This window comes from Pseudomonas sp. CJQ_9 (assembly GCF_043106615.1).
GTDB classification, from domain to species: Bacteria; Pseudomonadota; Gammaproteobacteria; order Pseudomonadales; family Pseudomonadaceae; genus Aquipseudomonas; species Aquipseudomonas juntendi.
Window position 1 is genome coordinate 96,128 of record NZ_JBICMS010000001.1, and the last position, 18,588, is coordinate 114,715.

Annotated in this window: 17 protein-coding genes; 9 read left to right on the top strand and 8 right to left on the bottom strand. The window is 61.9% G+C overall.

Going from position 1 to position 18,588, the window contains the following annotated elements; genetic code table 11:
- Positions 1-6: 6 nt before the first annotated feature.
- Positions 7-1,380 carry a Trk system potassium transporter TrkA gene (gene trkA, locus ACF8SD_RS00480; protein WP_009682347.1) on the top strand — a complete coding sequence of 458 codons (1,374 nt, stop codon included), beginning with the start codon at positions 7-9 and terminating at the stop codon, positions 1,378-1,380.
- 12 nt (positions 1,381-1,392) lie between these two features.
- Positions 1,393-1,701: a tetratricopeptide repeat protein gene (locus ACF8SD_RS00485; protein ID WP_029888062.1), complete on the top strand. Its 309-nt coding sequence runs from the start codon at positions 1,393-1,395 to the stop codon at positions 1,699-1,701.
- A gap of 168 nt (positions 1,702-1,869) precedes the next feature.
- On the opposite strand, the gene ACF8SD_RS00490 is transcribed toward ACF8SD_RS00485, so the two are convergent.
- Together ACF8SD_RS00490 and ACF8SD_RS00495 are read right to left on the bottom strand one after the other, a co-directional pair.
- Positions 1,870-2,757: a lysophospholipid acyltransferase gene (locus ACF8SD_RS00490; protein WP_009684691.1), complete on the bottom strand. Its 888-nt coding sequence runs from the start codon at positions 2,755-2,757 to the stop codon at positions 1,870-1,872.
- Between the two features lie 41 nt (positions 2,758-2,798).
- Positions 2,799-3,350 (bottom strand): DNA-3-methyladenine glycosylase I, encoded by a 552-nt coding sequence (locus ACF8SD_RS00495; RefSeq protein WP_009684690.1) that lies wholly within the window; start codon positions 3,348-3,350, stop codon positions 2,799-2,801.
- Between the two features lie 83 nt (positions 3,351-3,433).
- On the opposite strand from ACF8SD_RS00495, the gene glyQ reads away from it, so the two are divergent.
- Genes glyQ through ACF8SD_RS00515 form a run of 4 tightly spaced genes read left to right on the top strand, consistent with a single transcriptional unit; the run spans position 3,434 to position 7,792 of the window.
- Positions 3,434-4,381, top strand: a complete 948-nt coding sequence (gene glyQ / locus ACF8SD_RS00500; protein ID WP_003253126.1) for a glycine--tRNA ligase subunit alpha — start codon at positions 3,434-3,436, stop codon at positions 4,379-4,381.
- Positions 4,378-6,429, top strand: coding sequence for a glycine--tRNA ligase subunit beta (gene glyS / locus ACF8SD_RS00505; protein ID WP_392483395.1), 2,052 nt, complete (start codon positions 4,378-4,380; stop codon positions 6,427-6,429). Before glyQ ends, glyS begins: the two co-directional genes overlap by 4 nt.
- Positions 6,430-6,432: 3 nt before the next feature.
- Complete coding sequence (gene gmhB / locus ACF8SD_RS00510) at positions 6,433-6,960, top strand: D-glycero-beta-D-manno-heptose 1,7-bisphosphate 7-phosphatase (RefSeq protein ID WP_392483396.1); 528 nt, start codon at positions 6,433-6,435, stop codon at positions 6,958-6,960.
- A 46-nt stretch (positions 6,961-7,006) separates the two neighbouring features.
- On the top strand, positions 7,007-7,792 hold the full coding sequence (locus ACF8SD_RS00515) for a 1-acyl-sn-glycerol-3-phosphate acyltransferase (protein ID WP_173887076.1): 786 nt from the start codon (positions 7,007-7,009) through the stop codon (positions 7,790-7,792).
- Between the two features lie 322 nt (positions 7,793-8,114).
- Here the strand turns inward: ACF8SD_RS00515 and ACF8SD_RS00520 are convergent, their stop codons facing one another.
- Both ACF8SD_RS00520 and ACF8SD_RS00525 read right to left on the bottom strand, forming a co-directional pair.
- Entirely contained in the window at positions 8,115-9,734 is a 1,620-nt protein-coding gene (locus tag ACF8SD_RS00520; protein ID WP_173887075.1) for an MFS transporter, read from the bottom strand.
- A gap of 96 nt (positions 9,735-9,830) precedes the next feature.
- Positions 9,831-11,477 carry a GMC family oxidoreductase gene (locus ACF8SD_RS00525; RefSeq protein ID WP_173887074.1) on the bottom strand — a complete coding sequence of 549 codons (1,647 nt, stop codon included), beginning with the start codon at positions 11,475-11,477 and terminating at the stop codon, positions 9,831-9,833.
- A gap of 176 nt (positions 11,478-11,653) precedes the next feature.
- Between ACF8SD_RS00525 and ACF8SD_RS00530 the strand changes: the two genes are divergently transcribed.
- Positions 11,654-12,541, top strand: a complete 888-nt coding sequence (locus ACF8SD_RS00530) for a LysR family transcriptional regulator (protein ID WP_029886432.1) — start codon at positions 11,654-11,656, stop codon at positions 12,539-12,541.
- Here ACF8SD_RS00530 and ACF8SD_RS00535 read toward each other — a convergent pair.
- From ACF8SD_RS00535 to ACF8SD_RS00545, 3 genes are read right to left on the bottom strand one after another with little or no spacing between them, the layout of a single operon-like run.
- The gene (locus ACF8SD_RS00535) at positions 12,530-13,348 is read right to left on the bottom strand and encodes a sulfite exporter TauE/SafE family protein (RefSeq protein ID WP_392483397.1); all 819 of its coding nucleotides are present in this window, start codon (positions 13,346-13,348) and stop codon (positions 12,530-12,532) included. The genes ACF8SD_RS00530 and ACF8SD_RS00535 overlap by 12 nt on opposite strands.
- On the bottom strand, positions 13,345-14,616 hold the full coding sequence (locus ACF8SD_RS00540; RefSeq protein ID WP_173887072.1) for an FAD/NAD(P)-binding oxidoreductase: 1,272 nt from the start codon (positions 14,614-14,616) through the stop codon (positions 13,345-13,347). The genes ACF8SD_RS00535 and ACF8SD_RS00540 overlap by 4 nt, the downstream gene beginning before the upstream one ends.
- Positions 14,617-14,655: 39 nt before the next feature.
- The gene (locus tag ACF8SD_RS00545; protein ID WP_173887071.1) at positions 14,656-15,540 is read right to left on the bottom strand and encodes an MBL fold metallo-hydrolase; all 885 of its coding nucleotides are present in this window, start codon (positions 15,538-15,540) and stop codon (positions 14,656-14,658) included.
- Positions 15,541-15,761: 221 nt separating this feature from the next.
- Between ACF8SD_RS00545 and ACF8SD_RS00550 the strand changes: the two genes are divergently transcribed.
- Together ACF8SD_RS00550 and ACF8SD_RS00555 are read left to right on the top strand one after the other, a co-directional pair.
- Positions 15,762-17,054 carry a sigma-54-dependent Fis family transcriptional regulator gene (locus ACF8SD_RS00550; protein WP_173887070.1) on the top strand — a complete coding sequence of 431 codons (1,293 nt, stop codon included), beginning with the start codon at positions 15,762-15,764 and terminating at the stop codon, positions 17,052-17,054.
- A 141-nt stretch (positions 17,055-17,195) separates the two neighbouring features.
- Positions 17,196-17,597 (top strand): RcnB family protein, encoded by a 402-nt coding sequence (locus ACF8SD_RS00555; RefSeq protein ID WP_173887069.1) that lies wholly within the window; start codon positions 17,196-17,198, stop codon positions 17,595-17,597.
- Positions 17,598-17,795: 198 nt separating this feature from the next.
- Here the strand turns inward: ACF8SD_RS00555 and yfcF are convergent, their stop codons facing one another.
- Positions 17,796-18,428 carry a glutathione transferase gene (gene yfcF / locus ACF8SD_RS00560; protein ID WP_173887068.1) on the bottom strand — a complete coding sequence of 211 codons (633 nt, stop codon included), beginning with the start codon at positions 18,426-18,428 and terminating at the stop codon, positions 17,796-17,798.
- Positions 18,429-18,588: the final 160 nt, after the last annotated feature.

Sequence of the window (18,588 nt, forward strand, 5' to 3'; positions counted from 1 at the left end):
TAGCGGATGAAAATCATCATCCTCGGCGCAGGGCAAGTGGGCGGTACGCTGGCAGAGCACTTGGCCAGTGAGGCCAACGACATTACCGTGGTCGACACCGACGGCGACCGCCTGCGCGACCTGGGCGACCGCCTGGACATCCGCACCGTGCAAGGCCGCGGCTCGCTGCCGACGGTGCTGCGCCAGGCCGGTGCCGACGACGCCGACATGTTGGTGGCGGTAACCAACAGCGACGAAACCAATATGGTTGCCTGCCAGGTGGCCTATTCGCTGTTCCACACCCCGACCAAGATTGCCCGGGTACGCGAGTCGGCCTACCTGACGCGTGAAGAGCTGTTCGACAATGACCACATCCCGGTCGACGTGCTGATCAGCCCCGAGCAGGTGGTGACCAACTACATCAGGCGCCTGATCGAGCACCCAGGGTCGCTGCAGGTGATCGACTTCGCCGAAGGCAAGGCGCAGCTGGTGGCCGTGAAGGCGTACTACGGCGGGCCGCTGGTGGGCCAGCAGTTGCGCCAGATCCGCGCGCACATGCCTAACGTGGATACCCGTGTGGCCGCCATTTTCCGCCGCGACCGGCCAATCACCCCGCGTGGCGACACGGTGATCGAAGCCGATGACGAGGTGTTCTTCATTGCCGCGAAAAAAGACATCCGGGCAGTGATGGGCGAGTTGCGTCGCATCGACCAGACCAACAAGCGCATCGTCATTGCCGGTGGTGGCCAAATTGGCGAGCGCCTGGCCGAAGCCATCGAAAGCCGCTATCAGGTGAAGATCATCGAGATGAGCCCGGCCCGCTGCCGGCACCTGTCCGATACGCTAGACAGCACCGTGGTGTTGCAGGGCAGCGCCTCGGACAGGGACCTGATGCTGGAAGAAAACATCGCCGACGCCGATATCTTCCTGGCCCTGACCAACGACGACGAAGCCAACATCATGTCGTCGCTGCTGGCCAAGCGCCTGGGTGCAGGCAAGGTGATGACCATCATCAACAACCCAGCCTACGTCGACCTGGTGCAGGGGGGTGAGATCGACATTGCCATCAGCCCCCAGCTGGCGACCATCGGCACCCTGTTGGCCCACGTGCGCCGGGGCGACATTGTCAGCGTGCACTCGCTGCGCCGTGGCGCGGCCGAAGCGATCGAGGCGGTGGCCCATGGCGATGCCAAGTCGAGCAAGGTCGTTGGCAAGGCGATAGCGGACATCAACCTGCCACCGGGTACCACGATCGGCGCGATCATCCGTGCCGAAGAGGTCATGATTGCCCACGACAACACGCTGATCGAATCGGGTGACCATGTGATCCTGTTCGTTGTGGATAAAAAGCATATTCGCGATGTGGAGAAGCTGTTCCACGTCGGCTTGAGTTTCTTCTAGGAGCAAAAAGGCATGCGCGAGTCGCTGGAGAAGATGCTGGCCAAGGGTGTGGATAACCCGTTGCTGCGTTTCGGGCTGGGCAAGGCCTGGCTGGATGAAGGTAACGGGGCAGAAGCTGCGGTGCACCTGGCGCGCTGTGTAGAGCAGGACCCGAAGTACTCGGCAGCCTGGAAGCTGCTGGGCAAGGCCTGTCAGTTGCAGGGTGACCTACCGGCGGCGCGCAAGGCCTGGGAGGATGGGATCGTGGCGGCACAGGCCCACGGGGACAAGCAAGCCGAGAAAGAGATGACCGTTTTTCTCAAGAAGCTGAACAAGGCTTGAGATAGCCGGGGCTGCTTTGCAGCCCATCGCAGGCAAGCCAGCTCCCACAGGGACCGCAGCAGGGCTGACAGGTGTTTGCCGCAAGATGTGCAGCGCCTGTGAGCCCTGATGCGATCCCTGTGGGAGCTGGCGTGCCAGCGAATGGGGCGCAGAGCGCCCCCAGAGATCTCAATACCAGCGCGGCTCGCCAGCCGGGCGCTTCTTGAAGCGCTTCATGCTCCACATGTACTGGCTCGGGTACTCGCGCACATAACGCTCGACCACCTTGCTCATCGCCGCCGCCGACTCATTCACGTCGGTGCTGTACATCGCTTGCGGCGCGGCTTCGAGAAACACCTTGAAACCCGAGCCATCCGGCAGGCGCAAGGCGTGCAGGAACACCCCCACTGCCTTGCCGCCCGCCAGCATGTTCGGCACGAACTTGCTGGTCAGTGCCTGGGTACCGAGAAATGGCACGAACACGCCCGCCGATTCGGCCGGCTCCGGGTCAGCGGGGATGCCCACCTGGCCGCCCCGGCGCACCTCCTTGATCACGCTGAGAATGCCTTCCTTGGTCGAAGGCGCAACGCGGTTGCCCATCTGTACGCGCTGCTCACGCAGCAGGTCATCCACAGCCTTGAGCTTGGGCGGGCGGTAGAAGATGATCGGCTTGCACTGGTTGCAATAGAAGTGGTTGAGCACCTCCCAGTTACCCAGGTGGCTGGTGATACCGACAACACCCTTGCCAGACGCCAGGGCTTGCTCCAGCACTTCCAGACCGTGCACTTCCTTGACCAGTTCCAGCGAGCGCTGTGGCGGCCAGATCCAGGCACAGGCGCTTTCGACAAACGACTTGCCAATGTCCCGCAAGGCTTGGCCGACCAGTTGCTCACGGGCAACCGGGTCCATCTCTGGGAAACACTTGGCCAGGTTGATGCGCACCACGTTGCGTGAACCGTTGGGGATCTTCCACATCAGCCAGCCGATACCGGCGCCCACGCGCTGTACAGCGCCCCAGGGCAGCTTGGCAAACAGGCGCAGCACCCCGACCATCAGGGCGCCCTTGAACTTTTCCACAGGCGAATTCCTTATTTCAGCAAGGCGCGCATTGTAACCCTTCAACGAACCAGGGCGGCGTAACGATCGCAATCGATGGTGTGGTCCATGACCATGCCGGTGGCTTGCATGAAGGCATAGCAGATGGTCGGGCCGACAAAGGTGAAGCCGGCTTTCTGCAGGGCCTTGCTCATGGCCTTGGCTTCGTCGGTGACCGCCGGCACGTCAGCGCGGCCCTGGAAGTGATTGATCTTCGGCGCACCGCCCACGAACGACCACAGCCATTCGGCGGGGTTATCCACAGCCAGCCAGGCCTGCGCATTGCGCCGCGCAGCCTTGAGTTTGAGGCGGTTGCGGATGATCCCGGGGTCCTGCATCAGCGCTTCGATGCGTTCGTCGCTGAGGGTGGCCAGTTTGACCGGGTCGAACCCGTGCATCACCTCGCGGTAACGCTCGCGTTTGCGCAAAACGGTGATCCATGAAAGCCCGGCCTGGAACCCTTCGAGCAAAAGCATCTCGAACAGCAACGCCGGATCGCGCTGCGGCGTTCCCCATTCCTGGTCATGGTAGGCCTGGTACAACGGATCGTCGGTACACCAAAAGCAGCGTGGCATAAGGCTCCAATGAGTAGAGGGCGAGGCGAATCAGGTTATACTCCCGCTCTTTACATCCGCATCCCCAGATACAGGTGAATTTCGTGAGCCAGCCTACGCCAGCCGTGCGTACCTTCCAAGACCTGATCCTCGCCCTGCAAAACTACTGGGCAGCTCAAGGTTGTGTGGTGCTTCAGCCCTACGATATGGAAGTAGGCGCCGGCACTTTCCACACCGCAACGTTCCTGCGCGCCGTGGGTCCAGAAACCTGGAACGCCGCCTACGTGCAGCCTAGCCGTCGCCCCGCCGACGGGCGGTATGGCGAAAACCCCAACCGCCTGCAGCACTACTACCAGTTCCAAGTGGTGCTCAAGCCGAACCCGGCCAACTTCCAGGAGCTGTACCTGGGCTCGCTGAAAGCCATTGGCCTGGACCCGCTGGTGCACGACATTCGCTTTGTCGAAGACAACTGGGAATCGCCGACCCTCGGCGCCTGGGGCCTGGGCTGGGAAATCTGGCTGAACGGCATGGAAGTCACCCAGTTCACCTACTTCCAGCAGGTAGGTGGCATCGAGTGCTACCCGGTCACCGGTGAAATCACCTACGGCCTCGAACGCCTGGCCATGTACATCCAGGGCGTCGATTCGGTCTATGACCTGGTATGGGCCGACGGCCCGTTCGGCAAGGTCACCTACGGTGACGTGTTCCACCAGAACGAGGTGGAGCAGTCGACCTACAACTTCGAACATGCCAACGTCGACAAGCTGTTCGAACTGTTCGACTTCTACGAAAGCGAAGCCAACCGCCTGATCAAGCTGGAGCTGCCGCTGCCGACCTATGAAATGGTGTTGAAGGCCTCGCATACCTTCAACCTGCTGGACGCCCGCCGCGCCATCTCGGTGACCGAGCGCCAGCGCTACATCCTGCGTGTGCGTACCCTGGCCCGGGACGTGGCGCAAAGCTATCTGCAAGCCCGCGCACGCCTGGGCTTCCCGATGGCCACCCCCGAACTGCGTGACGAAGTGTTGGCTAAGCTGGAGGCTGCACAATGAGTGCTCAAGATTTCCTGGTAGAACTGGGCACCGAAGAGCTGCCTCCCAAGGCCCTCGCCAGCCTCGGCGACGCCTTCCTGGCCGGCATCGAAAAGGGCCTGCAGGCCGCTGGCCTGAACTACACCGGCAAGCAGGTCTATGCTGCGCCGCGTCGCCTGGCCGTGCTGATTCGCAAGCTGGACGTGCAGCAGCCTGACCGCAGCATCAACATCGACGGGCCACCCCTGCAGGCTGCTTTCAAAGACGGCGAGCCGACCCAGGCTGCCCTGGGCTTTGCCAAGAAGTGCGGTGTAGAGCTGGCCGAAATCGACCAGAGCGGCCCCAAGCTGCGCTTCTCCCAGCACATCCCAGGCAAAGCGACCGTCGGCTTGCTGCCGACCATCGTCGAGGACTCGCTGAACGATCTGCCCATTCCCAAGCGCATGCGCTGGGCCGCCAGCCGTGAAGAGTTCGTGCGCCCGGCCCAATGGCTGGTCATGCTGCTGGGCGACCAGGTGATCGACTGCACCATCCTGTCGCAGAAGGCCGGCCGTGAATCCCGTGGCCACCGCTTCCACCACCCGGAAAACGTGCTCATCACTGCCCCGGCCAACTACGTCGAAGACCTGCGCAAAGCCTACGTGCTGGCCGACTTCGCCGAGCGCCGCGAGCTGATCAGCAAGCGTACCGCAGAGCTGGCCATGCAGCAGGAAGGCACGGCCATCGTGCCACCGGCGCTGCTGGACGAAGTGACCGCGCTGGTCGAGTGGCCGGTGCCGCTGGTGTGCTCGTTCGAGGAGCGTTTCCTCGAAGTGCCGCAGGAAGCCCTGATCACCACCATGCAGGACAACCAGAAGTACTTCTGCCTGCTGGACAGCGAAGGCAAGCTGCTGCCGCGCTTCATCACCGTGGCCAACGTTGAAAGCCGCGACCCGAAGCAGATCGTGCAAGGCAACGAGAAAGTCGTGCGCCCACGCCTGACCGACGCTGAATTCTTCTTCAAGCAGGACAAGAAGCAGCCGCTGGAAACCTTCAACGAGCGCCTCAAGAACGTGGTCTTCCAGGCTCAGCTGGGCACTGTGTACGACAAGGCCGAGCGCGTTTCCAAACTGGCTGCCTTCATCGCCCCGCTGATCGGCGGCGACGCCCAGCGCGCCGGCCGGGCTGGCCTGCTGTCGAAATGCGACCTGGCCACTGAAATGGTCGGCGAATTCCCCGAGATGCAGGGTGTGGCCGGTTACTACTACGCGCTCAACGACGGTGAGCCGCAAGACGTTGCCCTGGCGCTGAACGAGCAGTACATGCCACGCGGTGCTGGTGCCGAGCTGCCGCAAACCCTCACCGGTGCCGCCGTGGCCATCGCCGACAAGCTCGACACCCTGGTGGGCATCTTCGGCATCGGCATGCTGCCAACCGGCAGCAAAGACCCGTACGCCCTGCGCCGTGCAGCGCTGGGTGTGCTGCGTATCCTGATCGAGAAGCAGCTGGACCTGAACCTGACCGGTGCCGTGGAATTCGCGGTCAAGCAGTTCGGTGCCAAGGTCAAGGCTGCCGGCCTGGCCGAGCAGGTGCTGGAGTTCATCTTCGACCGCCTGCGTGCGCGCTACGAAGACGAAGGCATCGACGTGGCCACCTACCTGTCGGTACGTGCCCTGCAGCCAGGCTCGGCGCTGGACTTCGACCAGCGTGTACAGGCGGTGCAAGCGTTCCGCAAGCTGCCCGAAGCCGAGGCCCTGGCCGCGGTCAACAAGCGTGTGTCGAACCTGCTGAGCAAGGCCGAAGGCGCCATCGCCGAGCAGGTCGAGCCGAAGTACTTCGACAATGCCAACGAGTTCTCGCTGTACTCGGCCATCCAGCAGGCCGACCAGGCCGTGCAACCGATGGCTGCTGCACGGCAGTACAGCGAATCGCTGGCCCGCCTGGCAGCCCTGCGCGACCCGGTTGATGCCTTCTTCGAGGCGGTCATGGTCAACGCCGAAGACGCCAAGGTACGTGCCAACCGCTACGCCCTGCTCAGCCGCCTGCGCGGCCTGTTCCTGGGTGTGGCCGACATCTCGTTGCTGGGGTAAGCCTTGAAACTGCTGATTCTCGACCGTGACGGGGTGATCAACTACGACTCCGACGCCTACATCAAGACGCTGGAAGAGTGGATCCCGATCCCAGGCTCGGTCGCAGCGATCGCGCAGTTGAGCAAGGCGGGCTGGACAGTGGCCGTGGCCACCAACCAGTCCGGCATCGCCCGTGGCTATTACCCGCTGGCAACCCTCGAGGCCATGCATGCACGCCTGCGCGCGCTGGTGGCCGAGCAGGGGGGCGAGGTTGGCCACATCGTGTATTGCCCGCACGGCCCGGATGAAGGCTGCGATTGCCGCAAGCCCAAGCCCGGCATGCTGCGGGCGATAGCCGAGCATTACCAGGTCGGCCTTGAAGGCGTCTGGTTCGTTGGCGACAGCAAAGGCGACCTGGAGGCCGCCCTGGCCGTCGGTGCACAACCTGTGTTGGTGAAAACCGGCAAGGGTGAGCGGACCCTGGCAAAAGGTGTTCCGCAAACTACACTGATTTTCGACGATCTGGCAGCTATCGCCAGAGAACTAATTTAAACAGTGCGCCTGCGGGCGCATTTTTCTCAGGCGGGCATGCCCCGCAATGGTACAAGCCACTATGTCGATCCTGCAGGCGATCAGAATCTTTCTTTTTTACCTGCTGCTGGGCACCAGTTCGTTGCTGTGGTGCTCGCTGAGCTTCTTCGTCGCGCCGTTTCTGTCGTTCCCCAAGCGCTACAAGTTCATCAATGTGTACTGGTGCCGCTGCGCCTTGTTCCTCGTGCGGACGATTCTGGGCATCGACTACAAGATCACCGGTGCCGAGAACGTGCCGGCCGAGCCTTGCGTGATCCTGTCGAACCACCAAAGCACCTGGGAAACATTCTTCCTTTCGCAGTACTTCTCGCCGCTTAGCCAGGTGCTCAAACGCGAACTGCTGTACGTGCCGTTCTTCGGCTGGGCCATGGCCATGCTGCGGCCGATCGCGATCAACCGCGATAACCCGAAGGAGGCACTGCGCCAAGTTGCGAGCAAGGGCGATGAGCTGCTCAAGCAGAAGATCTGGGTGCTGATCTTCCCGGAGGGCACCCGTGTGCCGTTCGGCACGGTCGGCAAGTTCTCGCGCGGGGGTACCGCGCTGGCAGTGAATGCCGGGCTGCCGGTACTGCCGATTGCCCACAACGCCGGCAAGTTCTGGCCGAAAACCGGTTGGGGCAAGCGCTCGGGCACCATCGAGGTGGTGATTGGCGAGCCGATGTACGCCAACGGCACCGGGCCACGGGCCATTGCCGAGCTCAACGACCGCGCTCAGGCGTGGAACGAAGCAACCCAGCGGGCCATGGGCTCGCTGCCGCCAGCAGCAGAACAACCACAGGAGCAGATGGCGTGATTTCTGTGGATAACTTGTGAGCACTTTTTCGTTGAAATGCTTGAAGTAAGCGCTAACTTGTTGAATTGGTTGTTTATTTTTGCTTATGACATTTTTCTGAAAAGCGTGCATAAGTTTTTTCGGGGCATAAGAAAACCGGCTTTTACAGCCGGTTTTTTTATGGGCTCCATTTCAAGTACGCATCGCTTTGGGTAGGAGCGGCCTTGTGTCGCGATGGGCCGTAAAGCGGCCCCGGCAATGTGTGCATCAAGACAGAAATCCTGGGGCCGCTGCGCGGCCCATCGCGACACAAGGCCGCTCCTACAAGGATCCGCGCCAGCTTTCAGATCTTGTCGATATCCACATCCTTGGTTTCTTTCAGGCAGAAAATCCCCACCACAAGGCTGATGCCGGTCACCAGGATCGGGTACCAAAGCCCGTAGAAGATGTCCCCGGTGTACACCACCAGTGCAAACGACACGGTGGGCAGGAAGCCACCGAACCAGCCGTTGCCAATGTGGTAGGGCAGCGACATCGAGGTGTAGCGAATGCGGGTCGGGAACAGCTCGACCATCACTGCGGCCAATGGGCCGTAGGTCATGGTCGCGATCAGGATCATCGCCACGATCAGCACCACGACCATCACCTGGTTGACCTGTGCGGGGTCAGCCTTGGCCGGATAGCCTGCCTGCTCCACCGCCGCACGCATCGCGGCTTCGTCGAAGCCGTTGATGGTCTTGTCGCCCACATTCACCACTACCTCGCTGCCGGCTACGCTGACCGAGCTGTAAGGCAGGCCCTGTTTGACCAGGAAGGTCTTGACCTTGTCGCACGGGCTGTCGAAACGGGCCTTGCCGACCGGGTCGAACTGGAACGTGCAGCCTTGCGGATCAGCAGTGACCACGATCGGCGCCTGGCGGCTGGCGGCGTCAATTTGTGGGTTGGCATAGTGGCTCAAAGCCTTGAACAGCGGGAAGTACAGCACCGTGGCCAGCAGCAAGCCCAGCATCAGGATCGGTTTGCGCCCGATACGGTCCGACAGCCAGCCAAAAAACACGAAGAACGGCGCACCGATCACCACGCTGATGATCAGCAGGGTATTGGCCTGGGCCGGGTCTACCTTCAGCATCTGGGTCATGAAGAACAGCACGTAGAACTGCGCGGTGTAGAACGTCACCGCTTGCCCGGCATTGATACTGAACAGTGCGGTCAGTACAACTTTGAGGTTCGGCCACGAGGTGAACGACTCCCGGATCGGCGACTTGCTGACCTTGCCCTGGGCCTTCATTTTCACGAAGGCTGGCGACTCATGCATGCTCATGCGGATCCAGGTGGAAATACCCAGCAGCACGATCGACAGCAGGAACGGCAGGCGCCAGCCCCAGGTTTCGAACTGATCGCCACTGACATAGCGGCTGCCCAGTACCACCAGCAACGACAACAACAGGCCCAGGGTAGCGGTGGACTGGATGAAGCCGGTGTGGAAACCGCGCTTGCCAGGGGGTGCATGTTCGGCCACATAGGTGGCCGCACCACCGTATTCACCGCCCAGCGCCAGGCCCTGCAGCATGCGCAGCATCACCAGAATGATCGGTGCGGCGATGCCGATGCTGGCATACGTAGGCAGCAAGCCCACGGCGAAAGTGGACAGCCCCATCAGCACGATGGTGACCAGGAAGGTGTATTTGCGCCCGATCATGTCACCCAGGCGGCCGAACACCAATGCACCGAACGGCCGCACAAGGAAGCCGGCAGCGAAGGCCATGAGGGCGAAGATGAAAGCGGTGGTGTCGTTAACACCCGCAAAGAACTGCTTGCTGATGACCGCTGCCAACGCGCCATAGAGAAAAAAGTCATACCACTCGAACACCGTCCCGAGGGATGACGCGAAAATGATCTTGCGTTCTTCACGACGGTTGGAACCGCTGGCCGCCGCAGCCTGCTCTTGAATGTAATCCGACATCGTTGCTGTCCTCGGCCCGCAGGCCACAGTGATTATTCTTGTTGTTCCACTGTCGGCAGCCTTCGACCGCAGCTGCCGCTACTGCACGCACCCGGGTCAGGGCGTCGGTAACGCGTCTTCGTTCAGGTAGGTCTGGGTAGCAGCTCCTTTGAGAATCAGTTGTGCCGCCTTTTCGGCGATCATCAGGGTGGGGGAACAGGTATTGCCAGAGGTGATCTGCGGCATGATCGAGGCATCGGCCACGCGCAGGCCGGGGATGCCATGCACGCGCAGCTGGTTATCCACAACGTCCATCGCGCCATTGCCCATGCGGCAGGTGCCCACCGGGTGGAAAATGGTAGTACCAATCTTGCCGGCTGCCTCGATCAGGTCCTGTTCGCTTTGCAGGGCCGCGCCAGGCAGATATTCCTCGGGCTCGAATACGGCCAGGGCAGGGGCCTGCACGATGCGCCGGGTAAGGCGGATGGCATCGGCGGCCACCTGCAAGTCCTGGGGGTCGCTCAGGTAGTTGGGGTCGATCAGCGGCGTGCTGTGCATGTCGGTGCTGCGAATATCGATACGCCCACGGCTGGCCGGGCGCAGGTTGCAGACCGAGGCGGTAAAGGCCGGGAAGCGGTGCAACGGCTCGCCGAAGCGCTCCAGCGACAGCGGCTGCACGTGGTACTGCAGGTTGGCGCTGGCCTGGTCCGGGCTGGAGCGTACGAACGCGCCCAACTGGCTCGGGGCCATGGCCAGCGGGCCGCTGCGGTCGTAGAGGTAGCGCAGGCCCATGCCCATCTTGCCCCACAGGCTGTTGGCCATCTGATTCAAGGTGCGGGTATTGCGGATCTGGTAGATCAGCCGCAGTTGCAGGTGGTCTTGCAGGTTGCCACCCACCCCTGGCATGTCGTGGCGCACGCCAATACCCAGGCTTTCCAGCAATTGCCGTGGGCCGATGCCGGAGCGTTGCAGAATGCCCGGGGAACCGACCGCGCCAGCACACAGCACAATCTCGCGGCGAGCCGCAAACTCGTGCCAGGCGCCTTGCCAGAATGCCTTCACCGCCCGTGCCCGAGTATTGTTGAGCAGCACCTGGTCAACCTGCACACCCGTAAGCACGGTGAGGTTGGCGCGGTGCTGAACCGGCCGCAGAAACGCCTTGGAGGCATTCCAGCGCACGCCACTGCGTTGGTTGACCTGGAAATAACCACACCCCTGGTTATCGCCCGTATTGAAATCATCCACCTTGGCGATGCCGCTTTGCTCGGCGGCGTCGCGGAAGGCATCCAGTATCGGCCAGCTGTAGCGCTGGCGTTCGACCCGCCACTCGCCACCGCCGCCATGGTGCTCGCTGGCGCCAGCAAAGTGGTTTTCACTGGCCTTGAACAGCGGCAGCACGTCCTTCCAAGCCCAGCCGGGGTTGCCCTGTTCGGCCCAGTGGTCATAGTCGGCAGCCTGGCCGCGCATATAGATCATGCCATTGATGGAAGAGCAGCCACCCAGCACCTTGCCACGTGGGTAGCCCAACGCGCGCCCACCCAGGCCGGGTTGGGCTTGGGTCTTGAAACACCAGTCGGTGCGCGGGTTGCCAATGCAGTAGAGGTAACCGACGGGAATGTGAATCCAGGGATAGTTGTCCCGCCCGCCCGCTTCCAGCAGCAGCACCCGGCAACCAGGGTCGGCGGACAAGCGGTTGGCCAGTAGGCACCCGGCGGGGCCGGCGCCTACCACCACGTAATCGAAGACAGAATCGGCTGATGGCATGTGCAACCTCGGGCCTGATAATTATTCTTGTCCCGATCCATCTTAGTGCGTAATTTCGTGGGTGAAACACGCGATTTCGCGCAGCGGTTGTGCGTTTTAGCACAGCGGCAAGTCTGCACTGGCCCTTTCGCGGGTTCACCCGTGAAAGGGCGAGACGAACAGCCACAAGGATCAGCATGTTCGACTGGAACGATCTGCGGTTTTTCCTTGAGTTGCAGCGCAGCGGCCGCCTGCTTACCGCCGCCAAGCGCCTCAATACCACCCACAGCACCGTGGCCCGGCACATCGAGCGCATCGAGGAAAGCCTGGGCACGGCGTTGTTCGTGCAACACGCCCAAGGCTATGAGCTGACCCCTTCGGGCCAGGCCCTGCTCAAGCACGCCGAAGCCATGGAGAACGTCGCCCTGCTGGCCCAGGAAGAAATCACCCAGGCCATCACCCCGCTGGGCAAGATCCGCCTGGGGGTCACCGAAGGCATTGGCATCATGTTCTTCACCCCGCGCATGAACGCGCTGTTCGAGCGCTACCCCGGGCTGGAAGTGGAGCTGGTGGCAGTGCCGAGGTTCGTCAGCATCCTCAACCGCGAAGCCGAAATCAGTATCCACCTGGAGCGGCCCAACGCCGACCTGCTGATCACCCGTAAACTCACCGACTACCGCCTGGCCCTGTATGCCAGCCAGGGCTACCTCGACCGCGCACCACCCCTGCGCAACCGTGAGGATCTGGCCCGCCACAGCTGGATCGGCTACGTCGACGACCTGCTGTTCAGCCAGGAGCTGCTGTTTCTCAACAGCTTCTGCCGGGCGCCCAATGTGGTCTTCCGCAGCACCAGTGTGATTGCCCAGCAGGTGGCCGCACGTGCTGGGCTGGGCATTGCAGTGCTGCCCAACTACATGGCCCGGCACGACCCGACCCTGGTCCGCGTACTGCCTGGCGAAACCATCCAGCGCAGTTACTGGATCTGTACCCGCCGCGAGCTGCACAAGTCGGTGCGCCTGCGGGTCGTATGGGATTACCTGCTGGCGCTGTGCGCAGAACAACAGGGCGAGCTGTTAGCTCAGTAACGCCTTGCTGGCCAGCAGCAGGGCAGCGGCGCAACCTGCCACGGCAAACATCTGCTGCAGGCGTGGGCCGGCCAACCTGGCCGCCAGGGGGCGCGCCAGCAGCAAACCAAGCACGGCGCCGACAGCGAACGGGCCACCCACTTGCCAATGCAGAACACCTGCAAGGCTGGCACTGATCACACTGCCGGTAGACACCAAGGCAATCACCGCCAGCGACGTGGAGACGATCGTGGCCATGCGCAGGTTGGTATAGCGGTTGAGCGCCGGAATGATCACGAACCCGCCCCCCACACCGAGCAGGCCAGACAGCAAGCCGGACAGCACCCCGGTGAATGCCAGGGCGCGAGCGCAGGGCAGAGTCCAGCGCAAGCGGCCCTGCAGCGGGTTCAGCACACAAGGCTCGATAAAGCGATGCGCATCGTTGGCTTCGCCACGCAGCTCCCTGGCGGCCTTGCGCCAGATACGCAAGCAGGCGTAGGTGAGCACCCCGGCAAACACCAGTTGCAACGGCGTATTGGGCAAACGGTGCGCCAGCATCAACCCCAGTGGCGCTGCCGCCACCCCGATCAAGGCGATGAACAGTGCCGCCCGATAGCGCACCAGGCCGCGACGCAAACCCAGGACCGCGCCCACGGCTGCCGCCAGGCCTACCGCCAACAAGCCGACCGGTGCCGCTTCGACCATCGAAAGGCCAAGGCCGAACACCAACAGGGGCACGGCAAGAATGCCTCCACCGGCGCCCGTCAATGCCAGCACGGCGCCGATGATGGCCCCCAGGGCTGCGCCAAGCAAATGCGCTTCGATCACTGCCCGGCCTCTGCTACCAACGGTTGTGGCCGCGCCAGCCATTCCCGACCCTTGAGCATGGCTTGCCAGTACAGCGGCGGCAGGGCCTGCGCCTTGAGCAGCCAAGCCAGGCGGGTCGGCTTGCGACCGTCCAGCAACCAGTTGGGGAAGCTGGGCGCCAGCTTGCCGCCATAGGTGAACTCGGCCAGCACGATCTTGCCGCGCTCGACCGTGAGCGGGCATGAGCCGTAACCGTCGTACTGGGCCAGTGTCTGCAACCGCCCCAGCGCTACCAGCACATTATTGGCCACTACCGGAGCCTGCTTGCGGGCCGCTGCAGCTGTCTTGGCGTTGCTGGTGTTGGCCACATCGCCCAAGGCGTGAACAGTGCTGTACTTGCGATGGCGCAGGGTGTGCGGGTCTACATCGACCCAGCCGGCACTGTCGGCCAATGGGCTTTCACGGATGAAGTCCGGCGCGACTTGCGGCGGAACCACATGCAGCAGGTCGAAGGCCTCGACGCGGGTTTCGCTGCTGCCATCGGGCAGGCTACGCACAAAGGTGGCACGTTTTTTAGGGCCGTCCACGGCGACCAGCCGATGGCTGAAATTCAGGTCCACGGCATATTTTTCGATGTACTGCATCAAGGCAGGCACGTAGTCGGCCACACCGAACAAGACTGCGCCGGCATTGAAGAAGCTGGCTTTGATCGCGCCCAGGTGACCGTGGCGTAGCCAATGGTCGCACGACAGGTACAGCGCCTTCTGTGGCGCGCCGGCGCATTTGATCGGCATGGGCGGCTGGCTGAACAGGGCACGGCCGTGCTTGAGCTTCTGCACCAGCTCCCAGGTATAGGGCGCTAGGTCGTAGCGGTAATTGGAGGTGACCCCGTTACGGCCCAAGGTCTCGCTGAGCCCATCAATGGCCGCCCAATCGAGCTTCAGGCCAGGGCAAACCACCAGTTGTTCATAGCCGATGGCCCGGCCATCCTCGAGCATGACCAACTGGCGCACCGGGTCGAAACCCTGGACGCGCGCCTTTACCCAGCGCACCCCGCGCGGAATCGTCGAAGCCATGGTGCGGGCAGTGCTCGCCGCGTTGAAAACACCAGCGCCGACCATGGTCCAGCCAGGTTGGTAGTAGTGCACCTCGGCTGGGTCGATCAAGGCCACATCCAAGGACGCGTCACGGCTGATAAGGCTGGATGCAGTGGCGATACCGGCGGCACCGGCACCGACGATGACCACTGTGTGGTGGTCGGTATGGGTAGTGGACGACAAGGCAGGCATGGCAATAAATCCTGGAAATCTGGTTATAGGGCAGGGCGCTTACAGCTTGTTCAGCGGGATCTTCAAATACCTGACGCCGTTGGCTTCCGGCTCCGGAAAGTGGCCACTGCGCATGTTCACCTGCACCGACGGCAGGATCAGCACCGGCATGTCGAGGGTTTTGTCGCGGGCCTCACGCATGGCGACGAAACTGTCCTCGTCGATACCCTGGTGGATGTGGATATTGCTGGCGCGCTGCTCGGCAACGGTGGTGACGTACTGCATTTCGCGACCACCTGGCAGGTAGTCGTGGCACATGAACAGGCGGGTCTGGTCGGGGAACGCCAGCAAGCGCCGGATCGAGCGGTACAGCGTACGGGCGTCGGCGCCGGGGAAATCGCAACGGGCAGTACCGTAGTCAGGCATGAACAAGGTGTCGCCGACGAACACCGCGGTCTCACCCGCATCCTCGATCATGAAGCTCATACATGCAGGCGTGTGCCCAGGGGTGTGCAATGCCCGCGCATGCAGGTTGCCGATGCGGAAACCTTCCTCGTCTTCGAACAGCACATCGAACTGGCTGCCATCACGGGCAAAGCCAGGCTCGGCGTTGAACAAGCTGCCAAAAACCTTCTGCACCTGGGTGATGTGCGCACCAATGGCGGTATGGCCGCCAAGCCTCTCCTTCAGGTAGGCCGCTGCCGATAGGTGGTCGGCATGCACATGTGTTTCAAGTATCCAGCGCACGCTGGCGTGCAATTCAGCCACGCGCTCGACCAGCCGATCTGCTGAGGCAGTACAGGTGCGCCCGGCCTTGGGGTCGTAATCCAGTACGCTGTCGATCAACGCGCACTGCCGGGTTTCACGGTCCATGACCAGGTAGCTGATGGTCGAGGTCGCCTCATCGTAAAAGGCGTCCACGTGAAGGTTGTTGCCGATGATCATCACGTTCTCCAGTTATCCGCCGCGTCTATTCAAGGCGTAGGCAGTATCAGGAGGTTTATCAAGATGCATGCCAGGCTCTTTATCGTGCCGGGCCCAACGAAACCGGAGCAGTACTGACAACACCTGGCTGAATTGGCAGCACCTTTGGCAGTCGACTGTCAGCCAATGGCAGTGTTTGGCAGTCCTTGTTACCCTGCATCGATCATCCGAACGGTGCTGTCATGCCTGAAACCCATCCGTTTATCCTGGCGCTGGTTTCCTACCTTGAGCACGATGCCCTGCCGACCATCGTGCTGGACACCGACTACAACATCCTGGCGGCCAATGCTGCGTATCGCCGCCAGTTCGGCCAGCACGAACAAGCACCCCTAGGGGAAAAGTGCCACAGGGTGTCGCACCACTATGCCGTGCCATGCGACCAGGCTGGCGAACATTGCCCCATGCGCAAAGCCTGGGACAGCAAGGTCGCGGAGCGCGTGTTGCACATTCACCACACGCCACGCGGGCCCGAGCACGTGGATGTAGAGCTGCGGCCAATCCTGGACGAACAGGGTACGGTCGTAGCCTTTGTCGAACGCTTGACCACCATCACGCTGGCCTCGGCCCAGCCGCAAGAGCAAGGGCTGGTCGGCCGTGCGCCGGCCTTCAAGGCAGCCCTGGCCAGCCTGCAACGCGCGGCGCCAGCGCAGATCCCTGTCTTGCTGCAAGGTGAGTCAGGCACCGGCAAGGAGCTGTTCGCCCGTGCGCTGCACATGGGTAGCGCCAGGACAAACGGCCCACTGGTGGTGGTGGACTGCACCGGCTTGACCGAGTCATTGTTCGAGAGCGAACTGTTCGGGTACGAAAAAGGCGCGTTCACCGGCGCCAACCAGCGCAAGATCGGCCTGGCCGAAGCCGCCCATGGCGGCACGCTGTTCCTTGATGAAATTGGTGAAGTGCCGCTGGCGATGCAGGTGAAGCTGTTGCGCCTGATCGAGTCTGGCAGCTTCCGCCCGGTAGGCAGCCTGCGCACAGTGCATTCGGATTTCCGCCTGGTGTCGGCCACGCACAAACCCCTCAGGCAAATGGTTGCCGATGGCAGCTTCCGTGAGGACCTGTACTACCGCATCAGCGGCTTCCCGATTCGCCTGCCGGCACTGCGTGAGCGGGTAGAGGATCTTCCCTTGCTGGCGCAGAGCCTGCTGCAACGCATGGCGGGCACATCGGTCCCCAGCTTGAGTGACGATGCCTTGCAGCGCCTTGCCTTGCATCCGTTCCCGGGCAACATCCGCGAGCTGCGCAATGTTCTGGAACGGGCGCGGTTATTCGCCGATGATGGGGTGATCAGGCCGGAGCACCTGCCTGAGGACATCGGCGCGCAAACGCCGGTGAGCCGTGGCGTAAAGCGCCGTGACCTCGGTGAACTGGCCCAGGCTCTGGAACAGTTCAAAGGTTCGCGCAGTGAGCTGGCGCTTCATTTGGGCATGAGCGAACGCACGCTGTACCGTCGCTTGAAAGCGCTTGGGCTACGCTAGCTTCGTGTTTTTGCCAGGCCACCTTTACCGGACCTTTACCTCTGTCCTGACATTAAACGACCTGATTCATGGTCTGATTGGTTAACCGTACCCGGTCATTGAAAGATCCAGCCGGGCGTTAATACACAGAGGACCGCAACGATGAAAAAGACCCTGACCATGATTTGCGCGGCGCTGATGCTCAGCGCACCTCTGGCAAGTTTCGCGCAGCCTGGCCCGCCTGACCGTCATGATGGCGGCCCAGGGCACGCAGGCAACCCGCCCCACGCTAAGCCGCAGGGCCGCCACGACAATGGCCGGGGGCCTGCTTATCGCGACCCGAACTTCCACCCGCAAAAAGGCATGCCGGTGCCCCACCAGCAGTGGCGCCGCGGCCATGTGGTCGACCCGCATTACCGTGGTGACCGTTACTGGGTGACCGACTGGAAGGCGCGGCACCTGTATGCACCTCCGCGCGATCACCGCTGGTTGTACGTGAACGGCGACTACGTGCTGGTCGCCATCGCCAGCGGAGTGATCGTCAACATTCTCAGCGGCTACTGATGTGTAGGAACACGCTGTTCAGTTAGCAATCGGGGCTGAACTACGCGCCCGCATATGTTCGGGCGTTTTCGATCACTATGACAGCGGTGATGTCAGCCTCGAACGCTTCGAACACATGAAGAAGCTGGACCTTCAAGCGATAGATATCACGCTGCATGCCTACGCTTGGTGGCAGCTCCAGGTCGAAAGCCAGTGTGATTAGAGAGGAGGTCGCTCCAACTGCAACCACTCCTGCACGGTTGGGCGTTGCCATTGCCGCTGAGCATAATCCTCCAGTTGAGCGGGAAGGCGGTCGCCATTGAGTATCAGTCGATTCAACATCAAAGCGAGATCGACATCGGCGGTAGACCACTGGCCAAAAAGGTAGTCCGGGCTATCGCGTAGCAGCAGTTGCGCAGCCTCCACCAACTTTCGCGTCGAGGCCTCAGCCGAGGCAGACAAAGCCCCGTATTTAACGCCGTAGAACACAACAAGCGTGGAGCGTTCATTTCGGATAGGGAGCAAATCACTGCGCAGCCAGGCTTGAACTTGCCGCGCCTTGGCGCGTTGCTGCGGGCTGGTCGGGTAAATCGGCGTCTGAGGGAAAAGATCTTCCAGATACTCAGTGATTGCGGATGATTCAGCCAAAGAAAATTCGCCATGCACCAGAGTGGGCACTCTCTGAGTCAGCGAAATACGGGAATAGTCCTGTGTCTGATGCTCTAGCGTGTCGAGGTCAAGAGTCTTCATTTGGAATTCGATGCCCTTCTCACGCAGCGCCACAAAACATGCCATGGCGTAAGGGCTGGTGAATTGAGCGTCTACGTACAAGCACAGCTTTGAAGCGTTCATACCGTCATCTCCATACGCAAGAGAAACTACGGTAGGGGTTCAGGATCTATAAATAAAATTCATGTTTTTCATAGGGGCATTCCAGTCAGGAATGCACTCACCCTGAATCCTTCGCGCACTTGCCAAACGCTACGAGCCGTTGGAGGAGGAGAGAAATCGA